The organism is Enterobacter sp. EGD-HP1 (assembly GCF_000733275.2).
Taxonomy (GTDB): domain Bacteria; phylum Pseudomonadota; class Gammaproteobacteria; order Enterobacterales; family Enterobacteriaceae; genus Enterobacter.
This window is the reverse complement of the sequence record NZ_AVOP01000037.1, coordinates 71,767-88,340: the sequence shown is the minus strand read 5'-3', so window position 1 is coordinate 88,340 and position 16,574 is coordinate 71,767. Positions and strand designations below refer to the sequence as shown.

Here is a 16,574-nt window from a genome sequence, read left to right as displayed (position 1 = left end):
ATACCCTTTTTAATTGTCCTAAAGTCTCTTAGCTCAGCAGCGGATCGAGTCCACCACGGGCGTCGAGCGCATACAAGTCATCACAGCCGCCAATGTGCTGCGCATCAATAAAAATCTGCGGAACCGTCGTACGACCACTACGTTTGATCATCTCTTCGCGTTTAATCGCGTCACCGTCAATCGGCAGTTCCTGGAACGTGACGCCTTTGCTGTTCAGCAGCGCTTTCGCACGATGACAGAACGGGCACGTCGCTTTGGTATAGATCTCAATATTGGCCATGACTGAACTCCTTATTTACCGCGTACCAAAGGAAGATTTTCCCCGCTCCAGCCGGAAATACCTTCTTTCAGCACCGTTACGTTTTCGAAGCCTGCTTTATGAAGCGCGCTGGCAGATTCCTGTGCCTGCATGCCGGTCGCATCAACAACGATAATCGGCTGGGCTTTATGTTTCTCAAGCTCGCCGACGTTGTTCGCTTTGATTTCCGCTGGCAGCAGGTTGATTGCGCCCGCAATGTGACCTTTACGGAAATCGTCACGCTGACGCAGATCGACCACGACGGCATCTTCTTTGTTGATCAGACGCGTCGCTTCACCACGGGTGATAACCTTAATTTTAGACGTCAGGCTCTTAAATGTGGTGAACAGCACAGCAGCCAGCAGGCCAATCCACGCGATGCTCAGAACCGGATGGCGGCTAACGAATTGCATAATTTCTTGCATGGAGGGTAACTACTCCCGACTAAGTGATAAAAAAAACCAGGACAGGAGTATACCTGTGCGTTCTGGCAAATACAGCCAGCGACCATAACCTAATCCATTTTCTGCGGCATGCCACCTAAAAAAATGCCTCAAAATGGTCTGGTCAGCACCTTGCCCCTGCGCTTTCTTTGATCTTCTGCGGCTATTTGATCGATTCAGCTGTAGTAAAATTACGCAAATTTTGACTCTTGAGCATGAGGTTGTCGCAATGTCGGTTTCTAAAAAACCTATGGTACTGGTGATTCTGGATGGCTATGGCTACCGTGAAGATAGCCAGGATAACGCTATTTTCAACGCCAAAACCCCGGTCATGGATGCCCTGTGGGCGAAACGTCCGCATACGCTAATTGACGCGTCTGGCCTGGAAGTGGGCCTGCCGGACCGCCAGATGGGCAACTCCGAAGTCGGTCACGTAAACCTGGGCGCCGGGCGTATTGTGTATCAGGATCTGACGCGTCTGGACGTTGAAATCAAAGAACGCACCTTCTTCTCCAACCCAACGCTGTCTGGCGCGGTCGATAAAGCCGTTGCCGCTGGCAAGGCCGTACACATCATGGGCCTGCTCTCTGCGGGTGGCGTTCATAGCCACGAAGATCACATCATGGCGATGGTTGAACTGGCAGCCGAGCGCGGTGCGGAAAAAATCTATCTGCACGCCTTCCTGGACGGTCGCGATACGCCACCACGCAGCGCAAAAGGCTCTCTGCAAGCCTTCGAAGAGAAATTCGCCGCGCTGGGTAAAGGCCGCGTAGCGTCCATCATTGGCCGTTACTACGCCATGGACCGAGACAACCGCTGGGATCGCGTTGAACAGGCTTATGACCTGATGACCCTGGCCAAAGGTGAGTTCCAGTTCGCGACCGCCGTTGAAGCCCTGGAAGCCGCATACGCACGTGATGAAAACGACGAATTCGTGAAAGCGTCCGTGATCCGTGCTGAAGGCCAGGCTGATGCCGCCATGGAAGATGGCGACGCGCTGATCTTCATGAACTTCCGCGCTGACCGCGCGCGCGAAATCACCCGTGCGTTCGTCAACAGCGACTTCGACGGTTTTGCCCGCAAGAAAGTGGTAAAACTGGACTTCATCCAGCTGACCGAATACGCGGCAGACATCAAAGCGCCTTGCGCGTATCCACCAGCATCGCTGGCCAACACCTTCGGTGAGTGGATGGCGAAGAACGATAAAACGCAGCTGCGTATTTCCGAAACTGAAAAATATGCACACGTGACCTTCTTCTTTAACGGCGGCGTTGAAGAGCCGTTCAAAGGCGAAGACCGCATTCTGATCAACTCTCCGAAAGTGGCCACCTACGATCTGCAGCCAGAAATGAGCTCTGCCGAACTGACGGAAAAACTGGTTGCGGCCATCGAGAGCGGTAAGTACGACACCATCATCTGTAACTACCCGAACGGCGATATGGTGGGGCATACCGGGGTGATGGAAGCGGCAGTGAAAGCGGTTGAAGCGCTGGACAACTGCGTTGAGCAGGTAGCAAAAGCGGTTGAATCCGTTGGCGGCCAGCTGCTGATCACCGCTGACCATGGTAACGCTGAACAGATGCGCGACCCGGCGACCGGCCAGGCGCACACGGCCCATACCAACCTGCCTGTGCCGCTGATTTATGTAGGTGATAAATCACTGAAAGCAGTGGAAGGCGGCAAGCTTTCTGACATCGCGCCAACCATGCTGTCGCTGATGGGTATGCCGATCCCTGAAGAGATGACTGGTAAGCCGCTGTTCATCGTGGAATAATCGCTCCCCATGAGGGGAAAGGCGATTTTTTCAATCACATGGGTCGTGAAGCCGCTTAGGTTATCAGTCAGACCTCTGTTTTACGCCAGCGCACTCAGCGCTGGCGTATTGCTGTGCGCCGCATCCGCCCACGCGGATGATCGCGACCAGCTGAAATCCATTCAGGCCGATATCGCCGCCAAAGAGCGTGCGGTACGCCAGCAGCAGCAGCAGCGCTCCGCCCTGCTCGCCCAGCTTAAGCAGCAGGAAGAGGCGATCTCCGCCGCCACGCGTAAACTCCGTGAAACGCAAAACACCCTCGCCCAGTTGAATAAACAGATCGACGAGATGAACGCGTCGATTGCAAAACTGGAGCGCCAGCGTGATGCGCAGGAGCGCAATCTTGCCGCACAGCTTGATGCCGCATTCCGCCAGGGTGAACATACCGGACTCCAGCTGATCCTCAGCGGCGAAGAGAGCCAGCGCGGCCAGCGCCTGCAGGCCTACTTTGGCTATCTCAACCAGGCGCGTCAGGAGACGATCGCGCAGCTGAAGCAGACGCGCGAAGAAGTCTCCACGCAAAAAGCCGAGCTGGAAGAGAAGCAGAGCCAGCAGCAGACGCTGCTTTACGATCAGCAGGCCCAGCAGGCGAAGCTTGAGCAGGCTCGCAACGAGCGTAAGAAAACCCTTTCCGGCCTTGAATCCTCCATTCAGGAAGGTCAAAGCCAGCTGAGCGAAATGCGCGCCAACGAATCAAAACTGCGTAACAGCATCGCCCGTGCGGAGGCGGCGGCGAAAGCGCGCGCCGAAAAAGAGGCGCGCGAGGCGCAGGCCGTTCGCGACAAGCAGCAGGAAGCGTCCCGCAAAGGGACTACCTACAAGCCAAGCGAGAGCGAACGTTCCCTGATGTCGCGTACCGGCGGTTTGGGCTCTCCTCGCGGTCAGGCTTTCTGGCCCGTTCGCGGTTCAATTCTGCATCGCTATGGCGAACAGCTGCAGGGTGAGCTACGTTGGAAAGGGATCGTTATCGGTGCGTCTGAAGGTAGCGAAGTGAAAGCCATCGCCGATGGCCGCGTGATTCTGGCCGACTGGCTGCAGGGTTACGGACTGGTGGTGGTGGTCGAACACGGTAAAGGTGACATGAGCCTTTACGGCTACAACCAGAGCGCGCTGGTCAGCGTCGGCACGCAGGTGCGCGCAGGCCAACCCATCGCCCTTGTGGGCAGCAGTGGCGGTCAGGGCCGCCCGTCACTCTATTTCGAAATTCGTCGCCAGGGTCAGGCGGTCAATCCACAGCCGTGGTTGGGAAGATAAGTTTTGCTTCAATTTCGTCGATTGGTTTTCTCCGTCGTCAGCGCGCTGGCGCTGGCTGCACCGGTATATGCAGGTAAACTCGCTATCGTGATTGATGACTTCGGTTATCGTCCACACTATGAAAATCAGGTGCTGGCGATGCCGTCGGCCATCTCTGTCGCCGTCCTTCCGAATGCCCCCCACGCGCGCGAGATGGCGACCAAAGCCCACAATACTGGCCATCAGGTTCTTATCCACCTGCCGATGGCACCGCTCAGCAAGCAGCCGCTGGAAAAAGACACCCTCCGCCCGGATATGAGCAGTGAGGAGATCGAGCGCATCATCCGCGACGCATACAACAAAGTGCCGTATGCCGTAGGGCTGAACAACCATATGGGCAGCGCGATGACATCGAGCCTGTACGGGATGCTGAAGGTAATGCAGGCGCTGGAGCGCTACAACCTCTACTTCCTCGACAGCATGACCATCGGCAACAGCCAGGCGATGCGTGCCGCTCAGGGAACGGGCGTAAAAGTCATTAAGCGCAAGGTGTTCCTGGATGATACCCAGAACGACGCCGATATTCGCGTACAGTTCAATCGCGCGGTACAGCTGGCCCGGCGTAATGGCTCAGCCATTGCCATCGGTCACCCGCACCCGTCTACCGTTCGCGTCCTGCAGCAGATGCTGCCGACCTTGCCTTCCGATATCACGCTGGTGCGTCCGAGCGATCTGCTGAACGAGCCGCAGGTGGATACCTCCACACCGAACTCTGCGCAGCCCGTCCCGACTGCACCGCGTAATCCGTTCCGCGGCGTGAAGCGCTGCGCACCGAAGCAACCGCTTGAGCCGGTCTATGCGACCCGCTTCTTCTCCGTCATCGGAGACAGCATCAGTAACAGTACGCTGGTGAAATACGTCCAGCAGCAGTGGCAGGGTTGGGGTAAGAAAGCCTGACGCTTATTTCGCAATCTGAGAGTCCGTCTGCTCGTTAGCAACGGGCTCTTTTTTCTCCTGATGCTGATACCAGGATTTGAAATACTTCAAAAAGCTATAGGCTGTAGCATACAGTCCTGTTGCCACCCCCACTTTGCCCTGACGCCAGGCACCGCTAAACAGATACCATTTGAAAAAAGCACCGATGGCGCTGATTACGCCGCGTCCGATAGAGGGCCGTATTTTTTGATGTTGGACCAGGCGGGTTGAATAACAGTTTAATTTGTTAAAAAGTTCATGCAGCGTGGGAAACGTATCATGCTTTACATAGCCCGGAATACGCGCACAACGGAGAAAACCTTCGACCTGATCGTCTACCGGTCGGTTATTAAACCGGGACTGTTTACGGTTAAAAAGACGCACAGGATAATCGGGGGATGAAACAGGATAGATCGTCCGGACTTCTTCACCCAGAACAAACCAGTGGCGGCATATTCGCCATGCCATGCCGGCGTCTGGCTCATCGCCTGCTTTTAACGTTAAAATGGCATCAACCGTTTCCTGGTCAAGAATTTCGTCGCTGTCGATGCACAGGACCCAGTCATTGCTGGCTAAGGATATGGCATGGTTCATCTGCTCGCCATGCCAGCCAAATTTTTTATAGACGGGTAGTAGTCCAAAGCTTTCACAAATATATCGTGTTTTGTCCGTACTGCCTGAATCGACCACAACAACCTCATCCGCTATTTTTAAAAGAGGCGGGATAACGTCGTGCAATAATCTTTCAGAATTAAACGTTAATAAGCAGACCGTTATTTTAAACATTTTTCCACTCTCAATAGCAGCCTAAATTAATATTATTAATACTATATAAATGAGTAGAGTCGATTAAAGTCCTGAATCACACTTTTCAAATAAGCACGTTTGAATATTTGTCTAATCCTGAAGCGCAATAAAATAGAAAAATCTATTTTATTTCAACAGATTCTTTATAATGCAGTCAGATGAAGGGTAGCACACGGATTCAGACATGCCGCACAAAAGTAAAATTCTCCTCCTGGACACGGGTAAAGAATGGGGGGGAGGCACCAACAGTATGCTTGAGCTCCTGAAGCGAATCAATCGCGATAAATTCGATATTACCTGTTGTTTTTACAGTGATTATAGTCGTGCTGAAGGTGAGACAATTGGCCAGGTGCTCAACGGCATCGGGATCCCGCTCATTGTGATCCCTCAACGTCAGCAGCCGGTCTGGGCCAAATTGCTGAAGGAAGCGGGACGTAGCCTGCTGTTTTTCTCACGCGGCGCCCGCAAGGCATTGACGCGTCATGTGGATATTTTGTGGCGCATCCGGCCTAACGTCAGCAAAATCGAAACCCTTTTCACCCGGGGTGGTTTCGATACGCTCTATATGAATAACCAACCGGGCTCAAATGAGGAAGGCTATCTCGCGGCGGCAAAACTGCAGGCGCGGTTGATTCAGCACTGCCGCATTGAACCTGTTTTGACCCCACCGCTGGTGAAGCTGGTTAATGCCCATGCCACTAAAATCATCGCCGTCTCGCACGGCGTTGAACGCGTGTTGCTTCAGCATGGCGTCCGGCCCGAACTGTGTACGACGGTCAATAATGCCATCGACATCAACCAGCCTTTACCTGACCGACGCGCGATGCGCCAGCGCCTGAACATCGATGACGACACGTTTGTGTTCGGCAGTATTGGGTCGTTAATCCCTCGCAAAGCCAACCACCACACGCTGGAGGCGCTGGCGCAGTTCAGCCAGAAGCATCCCCAGGCGAAATGGAAAATGGTGCTGGTCGGCGAAGGTGCCGAACGCCGCGCGTTAGCGGAACAGGCCCAAGCGCTGGGAATTGAATCCCGCGTCATCTTCACCGGTTTTCAGAATACCCCGTTTGATTACCTCGCTACGTTTGACGCCTTTATTCTGGCCTCAAAAAGCGAGGGGCTGCCGCGCGTGGTGCTGGAAGCGATGCTTCTCAATATCCCCGTTATTGGCTCTCAGGTGACCGGCACGGCGGAGTTGATTGACCATGATTCGACAGGGCTGCTCTTCCCCTGGAGCGATGTTTCACAGCTTGCCCGGCATCTGGACAATATCTGGGCAGATGCGGATCTGCGGGCGCGACTGGCTGCGGCTGCATACCAGAACGTCTGTCATACCTATGCCATCGAAAACTATGTCAGCGGTGTCGAAGCCGTGCTTGGCGCGCACTAACCAAACGAGATAACTATGTTTAAATTTCTTAATGCTCGCTATCGTCATATCACCGGGCGACACAACATTCCTTATAGCTCTCTGCCCGTGACGGGCGCACTTGCTGCGGTGGATTCTATTGTGATTCCGTGTACCGGCGCAGATTTCGTCGAAGAGGCATTACTCTCTGCCACCTTCGCGGAACGTTATGCCACCGGGGTGAGCGAAATCGTCATCGTCAGCGATCAGCCTGAATCCGCTTTTGGGGTACTGCCGCCTAAAACCCGCGTCGTGACGCTTAATCTTCCGGTTCGTGAGGAAGGTTACCGCTATAAGCAGATCTACCTCAGCCGTCTGGTGAAGCTTAACGCCCCGCTGCAGGCGCGCGGTGAAGGCATATTGATGATCGATTCCGATCTCAACCTGCTCAAGATGCCCGAGATCAATATGGCCGATATGCACATCTACTCCAGCTTCCGTCAGGGCAAAATGATTGCCAAGCTGAACGGTGCGCCAGCGGAGAAAGTTCCGGCGTATTACAAAGAGACGGTACGCCCGTATCTGGTCGATCACGTTAACGGCGCGTTTCTTGCGGCAACCAAAAAAACCTGGCGCCGTATCTGCCCGCTGTGGCTGACGCTGTTCCAGGATACCTGGGAGCTGATGGACGATACGCAGCCGCCGACCGATCAATTACCCCTCGCCGCACTGCTGGACATGCTGGATTTAAAAACGGTTAACCTGGGTGACTGGATGAACTGGCCGGTCTCCAAGAAGATTGGCGGTCAGGAAGCCGTTGTACCGAAAGAGGTGATTGGCGCGCACGGCGGTTTCCCACTCTCCGAATGGCAGAAGTATCTTGAATCGCCGGATAACAAACTGTTGTTCAAAGGTCAGGACTACACCCGCAAGGTGCGTTACCTGACGGATGAAGAGAAAAAGAATCAATGAAAAAAGGGGCCTCAGGCCCCTTTTTGATTATTTATCCCAGCTCAGGATCACTTTCCCTGACTGGCCGGAACGCATCGCGTCAAAGCCCTGCTGGAACTCATCAATGGAGAAACGATGAGTAATAATCGGGGACAGATCCAGACCGGACTGGATCAGCGCCGCCATCTTGTACCAGGTCTCGAACATCTCGCGGCCATAAATGCCCTTGATGAACAGCCCTTTGAAGATGACTTTGTTCCAGTCGATAGACATATCTGACGGCGGGATACCCAGCATCGCGATACGGCCGCCGTGGTTCATGGTGTCGAGCATGGTGCGGAACGCCGGTGGCGCGCCGGACATCTCCAGACCCACGTCAAAGCCTTCGGTCATGCCCAGCTCTTCCATTACATCGCTCAGGCTCTCTTTCGAGACATCTACCGCGCGGGTGACGCCCATTTTGCGCGCCAGCGACAGACGGTATTCGTTCACGTCGGTAATCACAACGTTGCGCGCACCCACGTGTTTCGCCACGGCAGCGGCCATAATGCCGATTGGGCCCGCGCCGGAGACCAGCACATCTTCACCAACCAGGTCGAAGGAGAGCGCCGTGTGCACCGCGTTGCCGAACGGGTCAAAAATGGAGGCCAGATCGTCAGAGATATTGTCGGGGATTTTGAACGCGTTAAACGCCGGGATCACCAGGTATTCCGCGAAGCAGCCCGGACGGTTTACGCCCACGCCAACGGTATTACGGCACAGGTGCGTACGTCCGCCGCGGCAGTTACGGCAGTGACCGCAGGTAATATGGCCTTCACCGGAGACGCGGTCGCCAATTTTGAAGCCTTTGACTTCCTGGCCGATACCCACCACTTCGCCGACATATTCGTGACCGACAACCATCGGTACCGGAATGGTTTTCTGCGACCACTGGTCCCAGTTATAGATGTGAACGTCAGTACCGCAGATAGCCGTTTTACGAATTTTGATCAGCAGATCGTTATGACCGACTTCCGGTTCCGGCACGTCGGTCATCCAAATCCCTTCTTCCGCTTTCAGTTTGGATAACGCTTTCATCATACGTCCTCAGGCAATGACGCCCAGCTGTTTACCGATGCGGGTAAAGGCTTCCACCGCACGTTCAATTTGTTCAGGCGTATGCGCCGCAGACATCTGGGTGCGGATACGCGCCTGACCTTTTGGCACCACCGGGAAGAAGAACCCGGTGACGTAAATCCCTTCTTTCTGCAGTTCGCGGGCAAATTGCTGCGCCACGACCGCATCGCCCAGCATCACCGGGATGATCGCGTGGTCAGCACCGGCCAGGGTGAAGCCTGCGGCGCTCATTTTTTCACGGAACAGACGGGCGTTGGACCACAGGCGGTCGCGCAGCTCAGCGCCGGACTCCACCATCTCCAGCACTTTGATGGAGGCGGCAACAATCGCCGGTGCCAGGGAGTTAGAGAACAGATACGGGCGAGAGCGCTGGCGCAGCCACTCAACCACCTCTTTACGCGCGGCGGTATAGCCGCCGGACGCGCCGCCGAGCGCTTTGCCCAGCGTACCGGTGATGATGTCCACGCGGCCCATCACGTCACAGTATTCGTGGGAACCGCGGCCGTTTTCGCCGACAAAACCGACCGCGTGAGAGTCATCGACCATCACCAGCGCGTCGTATTTATCCGCCAGGTCGCACACGCCCTTCAGGTTGGCGATCACGCCGTCCATGGAGAACACGCCGTCGGTGGCGATCAGCACGTGGCGAGCGCCCGCTTCACGGGCCTCTTTCAGGCGCGCTTCCAGCTCGACCATGTCGTTGTTGGCGTAGCGGAAACGCTTCGCTTTGCACAGGCGTACGCCGTCGATGATGGAGGCGTGGTTCAGGGCGTCGGAGATAATCGCATCTTCTGCGCCAAGCAGGGTCTCAAACAGACCGCCGTTGGCGTCAAAGCAGGAGGAGTACAGAATCGCGTCTTCCATTCCGAGGAAGCTCGCCAGCTTTTGCTCAAGCTGCTTGTGGCTGTCCTGCGTACCGCAGATAAAGCGTACGGAGGCCATGCCGAAACCGTGGGTATCCATGCCGTTTTTTGCGGCGGCAATAAGCTCAGGGTGATTCGCAAGACCTAAGTAGTTGTTCGCACAAAAGTTGATCACATGGCTGCCGTCGGCAACGGTGATGTCCGCCTGCTGGGCAGACGTGATAATACGCTCTTCCTTGAACAACCCTTCCGCACGTGCGGTGTCGAGGTCGCTGTTTAACTGTTTGTAAAAATCACCACGCATTGCAATTCTCCAGACTCGGCAAATTTCGGGACATATTACCCAAACCTATAGTTCATGACGAGATGACACGTCATCTCTTGTCGTTTTTGCAGCATAAATCACGCGTACCCCTGCGCTGTGAAGGTGAATGGCTGAAGGGCAGCCATACTAATGATATGATAGAGACATTAGCGTCCGGGATTGTCCCCGGGCTCCACACTTCAAAGGTTACAGTTATGATCATCGTTACCGGCGGCGCGGGCTTTATCGGCAGCAATATTGTTAAGGCTCTCAATGACAAAGGCATCACCGACATCCTGGTGGTTGACAACCTGAAAGACGGCACCAAGTTCGTTAACCTGGTGGATCTGAACATCGCTGACTACATGGATAAAGAAGACTTCCTTATCCAGATTATGGCAGGCGAAGAGTTCGGCGAGATCGAAGCCATCTTCCACGAAGGTGCGTGCTCTTCCACCACCGAGTGGGACGGCAAGTACATGATGGACAACAACTATCAGTACTCTAAAGAGATCCTGCACTACTGCCTGGAGCGTGAAATTCCGTTCCTGTACGCCTCCTCCGCGGCAACCTACGGCGGCCGCACCTCGGACTTCATCGAGTCCCGCGAATATGAGCAGCCGCTGAACGTCTACGGTTATTCTAAGTTCCTGTTTGACGAATACGTGCGTCAGGTTCTGCCAGAAGCGAACTCGCAGATCGTCGGCTTCCGCTACTTCAACGTCTACGGACCGCGCGAAGGCCACAAAGGCAGCATGGCAAGCGTAGCGTTCCACCTGAACACCCAGTTGAACAACGGCGAAAGTCCAAAACTGTTCGAAGGCAGCGACGGCTTTAAGCGCGACTTCGTTTACGTGGGCGATGTTGCCGCAGTGAACCTGTGGTTCTGGGAAAATGGCGTATCCGGCATCTTCAACCTCGGTACCGGCCGCGCGGAATCCTTCCAGGCGGTGGCAGACGCAACGCTGGCATATCACAAAAAAGGCAGCATTGAGTACATCCCGTTCCCTGAAAAACTGAAAGGCCGTTATCAGGCGTTCACGCAGGCCGATCTGACCAACCTGCGCGCCGCGGGCTACGACAAGCCGTTCAAGACCGTTGCCGAAGGCGTAACGGAATATATGGCCTGGCTGAACCGCGACGCATAAGTATGAAGATTCTGGTGATCGGCCCGTCATGGGTGGGCGACATGATGATGTCGCAAAGTCTCTATCGCACGCTCAAGGCGCGCTATCCCCAGGCGATAATCGACGTGATGGCACCCGCATGGTGCCGTCCGCTGTTGTCGCGAATGCCGGAAGTGAATGAAGCCATCCCGATGCCGCTTGGCCACGGGGCGCTGGAAATCGGCGAACGCCGCAAGCTCGGTCATAGCCTGCGCGATAAGCGCTACGATCGGGCGTATGTCCTGCCCAACTCCTTTAAATCCGCCCTGGTGCCCTTTTTTGCGGGCATCCCACATCGCACCGGCTGGCGCGGCGAAATGCGCTACGGCCTGCTGAACGATGCGCGGGTGCTGGATAAAGCGGCCTGGCCGCTGATGGTGGAGCGCTACGTGGCGCTGGCCTACGACAAAGGCGTGATGCGCAGTGCGAAAGACCTGCCGCAGCCGCTGCTCTGGCCACAGCTTCAGGTTAACGACGGTGAAAAATCCCAGACCTGCAGCGCGTTTGGTCTTTCGTCTGAACGTCCGATGATAGGCTTCTGCCCCGGCGCCGAGTTCGGCCCGGCAAAACGCTGGCCGCACTACCACTACGCGGAGCTGGCGAAACAGCTGATTGACGAAGGCTACCAGATTGTCCTGTTCGGTTCGGCAAAAGACCACGAGGCTGGCAACGAAATTCTCGCGACGCTGAGTAATGAACAGCAGGCCTGGTGCCGCAACCTGGCGGGAGAAACGCAGCTTGAACAGGCGGTTATTCTGATTGCGGCCTGTAAGGCTGTGGTCAGCAACGACTCTGGCCTGATGCACGTCGCTGCCGCGCTCAACCGCCCGCTGGTGGCGCTATATGGCCCAAGTAGCCCGGACTTCACGCCCCCGCTGTCTCATAAAGCGCGCGTCATCCGCCTGATCACCGGCTACCACAAGGTGCGCAAAGGCGATGCTGCAGAAGGCTATCATCAGAGCCTGATCGACATTACGCCAGCACGCGTGCTCGAAGAACTCAACGCACTGCTGTTGAGCGAAGAAGGATAACGAATGCGGGTACTGATCGTTAAAACCTCTTCGATGGGCGATGTTCTGCATACGCTGCCGTCACTGACGGATGCCATGCGGGCCGTTCCCGGCATTCGTTTTGACTGGGTGGTGGAAGAAGGCTTCGCGCAAATCCCCACCTGGCATGAAGCGGTTGACCGCGTGATCCCGGTGGCGATACGCCGCTGGCGCAAAGCATGGTTCTCCGCGCCGATTAAAGCCGAACGCAAAGCCTTCCGCGAGGCGGTGCAGGCACAGCGTTACGACGCGATTATCGACGCCCAGGGGCTGGTGAAAAGCGCCGCGCTGGTCACGCGTCTGGCACACGGCGTAAAGCACGGCATGGACTGGCACACCGCCCGCGAACCGCTGGCCAGCCTGTTCTATAACCGCCGCCACCACATCGCAAAGCAGCAGCACGCCGTCGAACGTACCCGCGAGCTCTTTGCAAAAAGCCTGGGCTATGCGAAACCGGAAACCCAGGGCGACTACGCCATCGCGCAGCACTTTTTGCGCAATACAGATCCCTGCGCTCAGCCTTATCTTGTCTTCCTGCATGCCACAACGCGCGACGATAAACACTGGCCGGAAACGCACTGGCGAAGCCTGATTGAACTAATGCAACCCACCGGCATCCATATTAAACTGCCCTGGGGCGCTGAACATGAGCGGCAGCGAGCAGAGCGTCTGGCTGCAGGCTTTGCGCACGTCGAGGTATTGCCGAAACTCACGCTGGCGGAAGTTGCAGCGCAGTTGGCGGGGGCGAATGCTGTTGTTTCCGTTGATACAGGCTTAAGTCATTTAACCGCGGCGCTGGATCGTCCGAATATTACGATTTTTGGTCCGACCGATCCTGGATTGATCGGGGGTTACGGTAAAAACCAGCATCAGATGGTCAGCCCGACCCAGCAAACGAAGGATATCAGCGCAGATGCTATTTTTTCATTTTTACAGGGCAGCCGTTGGCTTTCCAACAGGGATATCTAACGCATGAGTTACGTATTTCTGCTGATTTTACTCTTTCCGGTGAAACTTATCCGGAAGCTGTTCCGCAAAGAGACAGGTAAAAACCTGGTCATTCAGACGGCAAAAATCGGCGATTTTGTTAATGCCACGCCCCTCCTGGCATACCTGCAAAAAAGCGACGTGCTCGTCAGTCGTAGCGTGGGTGCATTGGCGAAGCATGATGAGACGATCGACGAGATTTTTTTTATCGAGCAGCATAAGCGTAACCTGTGGCGAAAGCTGGTCTTTGCCTGCCGGATCATGAACCGCTATGACAATGTCTATCTTCTGCAGCCTAACAGCGTGAACCTCTTTTTTGCCTCCGTTTGTAATGCTAAAAACAAACAATTTTTAAGCATTTACACGCGCAGATGGTATCACGGGATTTTCTATGCAACGGCAGACGGTACTGTTGAACACGGTAGAAAGACGCTGTCAGTCACGAACTATCTAAAACTGGCCGACCGCAACTTAACCTGGCAGGACTCGCCAAAGCACGCCACAAAGCCACTGTTCAAACCCGCGACCTATCCGGCAATCCTCGATAAACCCGGCGTGATCCGCATTGGCATCAGCGTAGCCGCCGGGAACAAAGCGAAAACCGTTCCGCCGGTCATCTGGAAGCAAATTGCCGATCGTCTCGCGGACCTGCCCTGCGAATTTTATGTCTTTGGCGCCCCGAATGAACAATCGTGGATGGATGATATCACCCGCGATTATGGTGAACTGCCCAACTTTATTAATATGATTGGCAAAATCTCGCTCGAAGAGTTGCCGTGGGCCATTTCTAAAATGGATTGCTATATCGCATCTGATTCGGGGAATGTCTACATTGCCGATGCAGTCGGGGTGCCGGTGATCTTACTGTTCGGGCCTTGCTGCCACTATGAACAGCGTCCGCTGGGCAACGTATTGCTGATTGGTAATGATGCCAACATTTGCTCATATGTTTTTGAAACACGATATTACTTCTCACAGAGCCGGGAAGAACTCTTCGCTGTAACAGACGAATCGCTACGTGACCTCAAACATTTCATTTGCGAGTTGCCAGCAATTAACGCAACCGCAAATACCTTTGATGCTCTGGGAAACTAATTATTATGGCTTTTCTAAGCATCATTATTGCCGCGCATAACGCCAAAGATACGCTACATGCAACCCTGGAAAGCCTGCAAAACGCGATTGATGATGCGGGCGATGATGTAGAGATCATTATCTTTAATGACAGTTCCGATGACTCAACACAGGATATTATTGAGTCATGGCTGCCAGCGTTTCCGAATGCGCAATCCCGATACGTTGAGTACCGTAACGTTGGTCATGTTAGAAACAGTGCCGTCTCGCTGGCCTCAGGTGAATACATTACCATGCTGGATAGCGATGACCGAATGAAACCGGGCAGCATCCGGGACGCCGTGGCATACCTCCAAACAGAGCGCCCTGATATGCTACTGACGCGCCTGCTGGAAATTCGTGATACCCAAAAAATCACCGCCGACTGGCAGGGGTTCTCTCCTGTTGCTTTGTCACAACATGAGGCAATAAAGCGGTTCCTGCAGCACAAAGATTTTCAGGCACATCTCATCGGGCAGTTCATTCATCGGAAATTGTACGTAAGCAACCCGATTCCTTCGATGGTCTGCTATGAAGATTTCGCCGTATTTCCCGACATGTTGATGCAATCGAGTAAAATAGTCTATCAGCGTCAGGGACACTATTATTACATCAAACGTAGCGACAGTTTATCGAGCCGACTCGATGCCACCAAAATCGCGACGTTGATTGATTGCACATTACATATGGAAAAAACATTCCCTGGTTCTTTTAAGCATCTTGTTCATTGTCACTGGTTTGACATCTACAGTAATCACCGGCAGCATCTGACCGACCTGCAACTAAAACTGGTGAAACAGCGGGTAAACGCACTTTATTGTTTCTCTTTCTTCTTCTCCAGAGATGTACGTTTCAGCTACAAAAAAAGGGTCATTGAAGCATTATGGAAAAAGTAAAACTGCGGCTTTATCAGCTTACGCTGGTTTTGAGCCTTATTGCGCTTGCGCTGGCGCTGCTGAGTTCAGGTAAGCAACGGGAGTTTTTCTATATTGCAATTTATGCCAGTATTATCGGTTTAGCTTGCGAATATAAAAAAATCACACTGCGTCCCTTTTCTATCGCATTACCCATTTTGCTGGTAGGGTTGCTCAACCTTATCTGGTATATGGTGTATGAATATCATAGCGAAGGTTTAAACGCTTATAGCGATTATCTTGGTGCCAGTAAGAAACTGATTTTAGCGAGCATTCTCGTTTTCTACCTTGACCGGTTTAAAAGTTACGTCGATAAAACCTCTTTCCAGAAGTATTTCCTGTTTGCGGTAAGTGCGGGGTTTGTCCTCGCCACAGGTTATGGCTTGTGGCAGGCGACGCAGGGTGTGGATCGTGTTGAGATGGCCATAAATCGCCCTACCGTTTCGGCCTATGTTTACTCTGTACTGTCACTGGCGCTGGTATACAGTCTTTATCTTCAAAAAAACAGAAAATTGTATGTTGTCGCGGGTCTCACCATCTTAATTTCCTGGTTTGTCATCCTTTTTACAGGAACACGCGCCGCAATGGGGCTATATTTGCTTCTGGCGATTGTGCTGACACTTTACCACTTCAGAAGAATTCATCTTAAATCGATGCTAATTTTCTCATGTATCGTGGCGGGTATTGTTATTGTTAGTTACAAACCCTTGATCTCGCCAAAGATAGATCAAACGCAGATGGAACTGGAAAGATACCAAAAAGGCTACGACGCCACGTCACTTGGCGCGCGTTTTTCCATGTGGATAGTCGGTATTCAGAACGGACTTTCTCACCCGCTAGGGCAGTCAATTGAAGATCGCGAGGTTTGGACACAGCATTATGTTAAAGAGGGACATCCCCACCTGGTCTCCGCACTCGGATTTCTTAGGATACATCTGCACAATGAGTTTATCGAAAAATATTCTCTGCAGGGGATCCCAGGGCTAGCGATATTATTCTTTTTCTATATTTCGATGATCGCTTACGCGCTTAAAAACAGAAATGGCCTGCTGCTGACGACCATGCTTCTTTTATTACTCTATGGCCTGACGGACGTCATACTATTGAGCTCAGAAGCCTTAATTTTCTTTGTCACAGTGTTTGCACTGAGTACACCTTTTTCGCAAACCAGGCAACGTTAATGATAATGCCCGC

The 16,574-nt window shown here is 53.7% G+C and carries 16 protein-coding genes; 11 read left to right on the top strand and 5 right to left on the bottom strand.

Annotated elements, in window-relative coordinates:
* Positions 1-28: 28 nt before the first annotated feature.
* The gene (gene grxC, locus N037_RS22855) at positions 29-280 is read right to left on the bottom strand and encodes a glutaredoxin 3 (RefSeq protein WP_023309914.1); all 252 of its coding nucleotides are present in this window, start codon (positions 278-280) and stop codon (positions 29-31) included.
* 11 nt (positions 281-291) lie between these two features.
* Complete coding sequence (locus N037_RS22850) at positions 292-723, bottom strand: rhodanese-like domain-containing protein (RefSeq protein WP_023309913.1); 432 nt, start codon at positions 721-723, stop codon at positions 292-294.
* A gap of 247 nt (positions 724-970) precedes the next feature.
* Here N037_RS22850 and gpmM point away from each other — a divergent pair, with 247 nt between their 5' ends.
* Genes gpmM through N037_RS22835 form a run of 3 tightly spaced genes read left to right on the top strand, consistent with a single transcriptional unit; the run spans position 971 to position 4,744 of the window.
* Positions 971-2,515 carry a 2,3-bisphosphoglycerate-independent phosphoglycerate mutase gene (gpmM, locus tag N037_RS22845; protein ID WP_032643734.1) on the top strand — a complete coding sequence of 515 codons (1,545 nt, stop codon included), beginning with the start codon at positions 971-973 and terminating at the stop codon, positions 2,513-2,515.
* Between the two features lie 33 nt (positions 2,516-2,548).
* Complete coding sequence (envC, locus tag N037_RS22840) at positions 2,549-3,808, top strand: murein hydrolase activator EnvC (RefSeq protein WP_229231479.1); 1,260 nt, start codon at positions 2,549-2,551, stop codon at positions 3,806-3,808.
* A 3-nt stretch (positions 3,809-3,811) separates the two neighbouring features.
* Complete coding sequence (locus tag N037_RS22835; protein ID WP_032643733.1) at positions 3,812-4,744, top strand: divergent polysaccharide deacetylase family protein; 933 nt, start codon at positions 3,812-3,814, stop codon at positions 4,742-4,744.
* A gap of 3 nt (positions 4,745-4,747) precedes the next feature.
* Here N037_RS22835 and N037_RS22830 read toward each other — a convergent pair whose 3' ends face one another.
* A complete protein-coding gene (locus tag N037_RS22830) occupies positions 4,748-5,548 on the bottom strand; it encodes a glycosyltransferase family 2 protein (protein ID WP_023334035.1) in 801 nt (266 codons plus the stop codon).
* A 205-nt stretch (positions 5,549-5,753) separates the two neighbouring features.
* Between N037_RS22830 and N037_RS22825 the strand changes: the two genes are divergently transcribed.
* Positions 5,754-6,959 (top strand): glycosyltransferase, encoded by a 1,206-nt coding sequence (locus N037_RS22825; protein WP_032643732.1) that lies wholly within the window; start codon positions 5,754-5,756, stop codon positions 6,957-6,959.
* A 15-nt stretch (positions 6,960-6,974) separates the two neighbouring features.
* Complete coding sequence (locus N037_RS22820; RefSeq protein ID WP_032643731.1) at positions 6,975-7,889, top strand: hypothetical protein; 915 nt, start codon at positions 6,975-6,977, stop codon at positions 7,887-7,889.
* Positions 7,890-7,916: 27 nt separating this feature from the next.
* Here the strand turns inward: N037_RS22820 and tdh are convergent, their stop codons facing one another.
* Both tdh and kbl read right to left on the bottom strand, forming a co-directional pair.
* Entirely contained in the window at positions 7,917-8,945 is a 1,029-nt protein-coding gene (gene tdh, locus N037_RS22815) for an L-threonine 3-dehydrogenase (RefSeq protein WP_023334032.1), read from the bottom strand.
* A 9-nt stretch (positions 8,946-8,954) separates the two neighbouring features.
* The gene (gene kbl / locus N037_RS22810) at positions 8,955-10,151 is read right to left on the bottom strand and encodes a glycine C-acetyltransferase (protein WP_024906617.1); all 1,197 of its coding nucleotides are present in this window, start codon (positions 10,149-10,151) and stop codon (positions 8,955-8,957) included.
* Between the two features lie 215 nt (positions 10,152-10,366).
* On the opposite strand from kbl, the gene rfaD reads away from it, so the two are divergent.
* Genes rfaD through N037_RS22780 form a run of 6 tightly spaced genes read left to right on the top strand, consistent with a single transcriptional unit; the run spans position 10,367 to position 16,561 of the window.
* Positions 10,367-11,299, top strand: a complete 933-nt coding sequence (gene rfaD / locus N037_RS22805) for an ADP-glyceromanno-heptose 6-epimerase (protein ID WP_024906618.1) — start codon at positions 10,367-10,369, stop codon at positions 11,297-11,299.
* A 2-nt stretch (positions 11,300-11,301) separates the two neighbouring features.
* Positions 11,302-12,348 (top strand): ADP-heptose--LPS heptosyltransferase RfaF, encoded by a 1,047-nt coding sequence (gene rfaF, locus N037_RS22800; protein WP_032643730.1) that lies wholly within the window; start codon positions 11,302-11,304, stop codon positions 12,346-12,348.
* Positions 12,349-12,351: 3 nt separating this feature from the next.
* A complete protein-coding gene (gene rfaC, locus N037_RS22795) occupies positions 12,352-13,335 on the top strand; it encodes a lipopolysaccharide heptosyltransferase RfaC (protein ID WP_032643729.1) in 984 nt (327 codons plus the stop codon).
* Positions 13,336-13,338: 3 nt separating this feature from the next.
* Complete coding sequence (locus tag N037_RS22790) at positions 13,339-14,448, top strand: glycosyltransferase family 9 protein (RefSeq protein WP_023334028.1); 1,110 nt, start codon at positions 13,339-13,341, stop codon at positions 14,446-14,448.
* 5 nt (positions 14,449-14,453) lie between these two features.
* A complete protein-coding gene (locus N037_RS22785) occupies positions 14,454-15,362 on the top strand; it encodes a glycosyltransferase family 2 protein (RefSeq protein WP_032643728.1) in 909 nt (302 codons plus the stop codon).
* On the top strand, positions 15,350-16,561 hold the full coding sequence (locus tag N037_RS22780) for an O-antigen ligase family protein (RefSeq protein WP_023334026.1): 1,212 nt from the start codon (positions 15,350-15,352) through the stop codon (positions 16,559-16,561). Before N037_RS22785 ends, N037_RS22780 begins: the two co-directional genes overlap by 13 nt.
* Positions 16,562-16,574 lie beyond the last annotated feature (13 nt).